This is a genomic window from uncultured Ligilactobacillus sp. (assembly GCF_948826705.1).
Lineage (GTDB): Bacteria > Bacillota > Bacilli > Lactobacillales > Lactobacillaceae > Ligilactobacillus.
In genome coordinates this window covers 1-4,393 of record NZ_CAQLEL010000040.1, presented here as the reverse complement: position 1 = coordinate 4,393, position 4,393 = coordinate 1, and the positions used below count along the sequence as shown (strand labels likewise).

The window sequence follows — 4,393 nt, the reverse complement described above, 5'->3', positions numbered from 1 at the left end:
ATTTTTTTATCCTTTTTGCAAATTTATACTTGTAATTATATCAAATATATTTTAATATAATAAAGTACGCATCGCTAGTGTAATGGATCGCACGCAAGATTCCGGTTCTTGTAATCTGGGTTCGACTCCCAGGTGATGCATCTTAATATGCAGTTAAAAACAGTTAATTGTGTTAAATCAACGTTTTCAAAGACAACGATCAGTTAAAAAATGATATAAATTTATATTTTGTTGTCCAGTTGTTGTCTCGTGTAAGCTAGCACCTTGTATTTTTTACGGGGTGCTATTTTTATAAAAAGATACCCCGATCACCGAAGCGACCAGGGCCATGTTATCTATAGATGGTTTTTCAACCAATCATAGATAATGCTTGATACTAAATTGACTAGGATAGCCAAGATCAAGCTTAAAAATGTTGATAGCAAGGTACTTCACCACCTTGTGTACTAATTGAAATTGGTTAGATTTCACGTACCACATTAGTATACAAAATATCTTGACATAAATAAATAACTATCTTATTATGAAGATGTTGATAGCAAGGTTCCATACCTTGATAGCGAGCTGGTTACTCGCAACAGTCTTACCTTCCAACTAATAGTTGGAGGGTAATTTTTTTGCAACAAAAAAGCGCCACACCCGATATTTTCGAGCGTGGCGCTTAGTTTAGCTATTCATATTTCTTTCCAGTAATTGCTTCATACTGTTCTTTCGTGATAGCTTTCATCTTCACAAACTTCTTGATAGATAATCCTAGCTTGTGCATTGCTTTACATACATTATACATCTTCTGTATCACCACCTTCTAAAGCTACTAAACGTGCTTCGTGCTGTCCCATTTGAATAGCCAAATCGTTGATCAAATCTAAAAGATCAAGCTTTTCATTTGCACCAGTCCATTTTTCGCCATTCCAAACCGGATCTTGAAGATTGTATGTTTTGTCGTTAAAATTTCGAACTGGTGGCAACTCAGTCGAGTTTGCTGGCTGGTTAGGTGCTTGCACTTCACCGATAAACTCTTTTGTCACTGCGTCATACATATAATAGATAGACATATTTTAAACTTCCTTTCTAATTGCTCCAATACTTAAGACATCAGCATCAGACCAGATGCCCAGTTCATACATAACACGGGCAAAATTAGGTTTGCGTCCGTACGAACCACTATTCGTGCCCGCATCGCCAAAAGCATTGCTCCAATCGTACTTAATTGCGTCTTGCAGTGGATTTATCACCTTTGTTAATGGCGACCAGTAATCAAAAGCTCCTACCTTGCTTCTAAATTTATCAAGTGTAAGCGTTCCTCGTGATGCACTGATCACATTTGGTACAAGTGGCCAAGTTGCAAAATCAGTAGCATTTAGATTGCCAGCAAAGCCGTAACCATAGACCGTAGAAGTTGTAGTATACTCCGGAAACTGTAAGCCGCAACCATTATCGAACCACAATGTCCAAGGTGTCGTACTGCGATCTAACGTCCACGCAGTCGGCGCATGTCGTGCTTCGCTGACTTTGTTGCTTTCGTCTGATTTAGGCTTCAAGCTGTCAATGAAGTCCTGTTCCGAGCCAGTATTTCCAAGATCCAGCCAAATTTGGTAGGCTGACTTTCCATCCTTGCCATCATGCCCATTTTGGCCATCTTTCCCAGCTGGTCCACGTTCACCAGCAGGTCCAGTATCTCCTTTGTCACCTTTAGGTCCTTGAGCACCATCCTTACCATTTAGACCGTCACGACCAGCAGGACCAGGGTCTCCTTGTGGTCCCTGGTCGCCTTTTTCACCTTTTGGACCAATGACAGGTACATCAGCTCCGCCACTTTCAGCGATTTCCTTTCTAAGTTGCTCGATTGTGATCGTGCTTAGCATTGTGCCTGTGAGATCGTTGAGTGTGCTGGACAATCGCAGTGTGATCTGCTTCTCGTCCGGATAAATATAGAGCTTATTGTCGCGCTTCATCCAAATCTCAAGTCGATAGTCATCCGCAGGTAGATCAGCAAATCTTTCGCTGTCTACTGTGATCGCACCATTTGCAACACCAGGTTCGATGTCGAGCAAAAAGCCTGTCCTATTACCGATTTTTACGGTGATCTTATCGTTTTCTGACACGATAGTCTGCTTGTCGTCGTCAAACAACAAAAGCTCATAAACACGACTTGTATCACGAGCTTTTTGCAGACTATTGTTTATCGCTACTTTTCGCATAGCGATCACCTAGTAGCGTAAATTTTGCCCGGGATAGATAATATTTGCATTTCTGATCCCGTTCACACTTTGCAAGTGTGATACTGTTGTGCCTAGACGACTAGCGATCGTGCTTAGATTATCACCGGATCGTACTGTATATACGCTCATGATTGTAGCTTGGCCGTTTACTCGCAATACTTGACCCGGGTAGATCAAGTTTACGTTTCGAATGTTGTTAGCACTCTGTAATGCGCTGACCGTTGTACCAAAACGTGTTGCGATCGCACTCAAGCTATCACCAGATTGTACTGTGTACGTACTTGTTGTAGCTTGAGCGTTGTTTTGCTTAGCTGTCGATAGGATCTCAACGTTAGAACGATCGATCCATGACATAATTCCCCCAAGCAAAACTTTGTTGCCACTTGTTTGAATTACTGGATAGTCACGACCTTTTACCCACTGTGGGATTGTTTCGCCACTAGCCCAGTTTTTAGCGCTGAAGTTGACTTTGACTGTGTAACCAGTTGTGATATTCTTCTTCGGTGTGTTATCTGCGATGATCCCTTGCTTGACTGCATCAGGCTTTGTCACTGGCTTTTCAACATTACCACCTTTGTAACCAACATCAGACAATCCGGTTAGATCGATATTACCATCTAATCCACCAGCAATGTACGTACTAGTGAACTGAAAGATACCGATATTGTCAAAGCTTGGGAAATAGTTGTAGTTCGGTTCTGGTGTAACATTATAATCTGGGTACTCACCTAACCAGAGTGGATATTGTCGTGCGATCCGTGCTAAGTCAACATGATTGAGTAAGAAACTCTTGTAACCGTACAAAACAGCCGTATAACCAGCCTTCTCAACACGATCTAAAGCGTACAGCACTGCTTCGGTGTTCGGTGTACCATCTTCAACGTCCAAAGCTACAATGGACTTCTTAGGCGTCTGAACCTTTGGCAAATAGTGGTTTAGCATTTGGTCTGCTTCCCACTTATTACTAAAACGTGCATAGATATATGTGTGCGCTCGTTTACCTTGTGCGATCGCATATTGTACTTGTGTCGGATAGGTCCACTGATCAGCAAAATAACCATTGTAATAACCACCGACTTGAGCGATCGCAAACTTATCGTGTGGATAACCAAAGATACCATTTGCACCTTGATATTTGGCCCAGTCGACACCATGATCGCCTTTAGCAGCTTGTGCCGTCATTGGCGTTGCAAGCGATAAAAAAAGAGCTGCCGTTGCGACAACTCCTAAAATCTTCTTTTTCATCAATCTAGTCCTCCTTTTTTTTGCGGGTATTGAGCAAGTAACTCTTTTTGCTCGACATACGCTTTTTCTACTGCATTCTTGATCACTTGCTCATCTGTAATCGTGAACCCTGCGTCAGAAAGCGCCTGAACAACAGTCTGCACTGCGTGTTTTTTCTTAGCCACGCCCGTTAAATACTCAGTTACCCCAAGCTTTTGCGCTGCGATCACAGCGTCTTTTGCCAAAGGTTCGATAGCACGCAAAACAGTTAGCACTTGACTATTCTTAGCTAACAAGTGACCGCAGTAGCTGATAACTGCAGTTAAGACAGTTGCGAGTACCGTAACAACTAATTCATTTATTTCCATTTTTTCTTGTTCCCCCTATTTTTCAATTTCGATCTGAGCTTAGCATTTTCTTCTCTAAGCTTCTCTAATTCGCTGATATCATCTTCCTTATCAGCTTTTCTGCTATTAGCAGATGCTGTGATGTAAGCCACAATTATAGAACCAAGCGTACTAATCACAGCGACCCACACTTGGTCAGTCACAAACCATCACTCCCAACGAAGTTCTATCACTATTCCAATTAGCAGAAAAAAATAATATACCATTAAAAGAGTTATATAAATTAGAAGAACTTAAATAGGTTATTAATATACAAAAGGAGGACAACAACTATGGAAATTAAAACAATATTAGAACAATTACAACAAAGTAAAATGACTTTAGAACAAGCAGAAAAAGAAATAAAAAATAATCAATATGAAGATTTAGGATATGCAAAAATTGACCATAACAGAAAAGAAAGATTAGGAGTAGGAGAAGTAGTTTTTTGCCAAGGAAAACCAGACAAGTTTTTAAGCAAAATTTATAACACTATATTTAAAGAAAATGAAGAAGAGAATGAAGGAAGAATATAGAAGCCGGGATGAAAGCCCGGTGCGT

The 4,393-nt window shown here is 40.7% G+C and carries 7 protein-coding genes; 1 reads left to right on the top strand and 6 read right to left on the bottom strand.

Features of this window, described 5'->3' with window-relative positions; all coding sequences use genetic code 11:
• Nucleotides 1–670 precede the first annotated feature (670 nt).
• The 6 genes from Q9Q35_RS11955 to Q9Q35_RS02440 are packed head-to-tail and all read right to left on the bottom strand — an operon-like array spanning nt 671 to nt 3,996.
• Nucleotides 671–766, bottom strand: a complete 96-nt coding sequence (locus Q9Q35_RS11955) for an XkdX family protein (RefSeq protein ID WP_370648875.1) — start codon at nt 764–766, stop codon at nt 671–673.
• A gap of 13 nt (nt 767–779) precedes the next feature.
• Nucleotides 780–1,055 (bottom strand): hypothetical protein, encoded by a 276-nt coding sequence (locus Q9Q35_RS02460; RefSeq protein WP_129303205.1) that lies wholly within the window; start codon nt 1,053–1,055, stop codon nt 780–782.
• Nucleotides 1,056–1,058: 3 nt separating this feature from the next.
• A complete protein-coding gene (locus tag Q9Q35_RS02455) occupies nt 1,059–2,201 on the bottom strand; it encodes a hypothetical protein (RefSeq protein ID WP_304651974.1) in 1,143 nt (380 codons plus the stop codon).
• Between the two features lie 9 nt (nt 2,202–2,210).
• Nucleotides 2,211–3,467 carry a LysM peptidoglycan-binding domain-containing protein gene (locus Q9Q35_RS02450; protein ID WP_191981793.1) on the bottom strand — a complete coding sequence of 419 codons (1,257 nt, stop codon included), beginning with the start codon at nt 3,465–3,467 and terminating at the stop codon, nt 2,211–2,213.
• The gene (locus Q9Q35_RS02445; protein ID WP_112195477.1) at nt 3,467–3,814 is read right to left on the bottom strand and encodes a phage holin, LLH family; all 348 of its coding nucleotides are present in this window, start codon (nt 3,812–3,814) and stop codon (nt 3,467–3,469) included. The genes Q9Q35_RS02450 and Q9Q35_RS02445 overlap by 1 nt, the downstream gene beginning before the upstream one ends.
• Nucleotides 3,805–3,996, bottom strand: a complete 192-nt coding sequence (locus Q9Q35_RS02440; protein WP_112195479.1) for a hypothetical protein — start codon at nt 3,994–3,996, stop codon at nt 3,805–3,807. The genes Q9Q35_RS02445 and Q9Q35_RS02440 overlap by 10 nt, the downstream gene beginning before the upstream one ends.
• 129 nt (nt 3,997–4,125) lie before the next feature.
• On the opposite strand from Q9Q35_RS02440, the gene Q9Q35_RS02435 reads away from it, so the two are divergent.
• Nucleotides 4,126–4,368 (top strand): hypothetical protein, encoded by a 243-nt coding sequence (locus Q9Q35_RS02435; RefSeq protein ID WP_304651973.1) that lies wholly within the window; start codon nt 4,126–4,128, stop codon nt 4,366–4,368.
• The last annotated feature ends 25 nt before the right edge of the window (nt 4,369–4,393 follow it).

Coding starts and splice junctions, on each gene's coding strand:
- Q9Q35_RS11955 (WP_370648875.1), bottom strand. CDS start 766: ATGCACAAGCTAGGATTATCTATCAAGAAGTTTGTGAAGATGAAAGCT.
- Q9Q35_RS02460 (WP_129303205.1), bottom strand. CDS start 1,055: ATGTCTATCTATTATATGTATGACGCAGTGACAAAAGAGTTTATCGGT.
- Q9Q35_RS02455 (WP_304651974.1), bottom strand. CDS start 2,201: ATGCGAAAAGTAGCGATAAACAATAGTCTGCAAAAAGCTCGTGATACA.
- Q9Q35_RS02450 (WP_191981793.1), bottom strand. CDS start 3,467: ATGAAAAAGAAGATTTTAGGAGTTGTCGCAACGGCAGCTCTTTTTTTA.
- Q9Q35_RS02445 (WP_112195477.1), bottom strand. CDS start 3,814: ATGGAAATAAATGAATTAGTTGTTACGGTACTCGCAACTGTCTTAACT.
- Q9Q35_RS02435 (WP_304651973.1), top strand. CDS start 4,126: ATGGAAATTAAAACAATATTAGAACAATTACAACAAAGTAAAATGACT.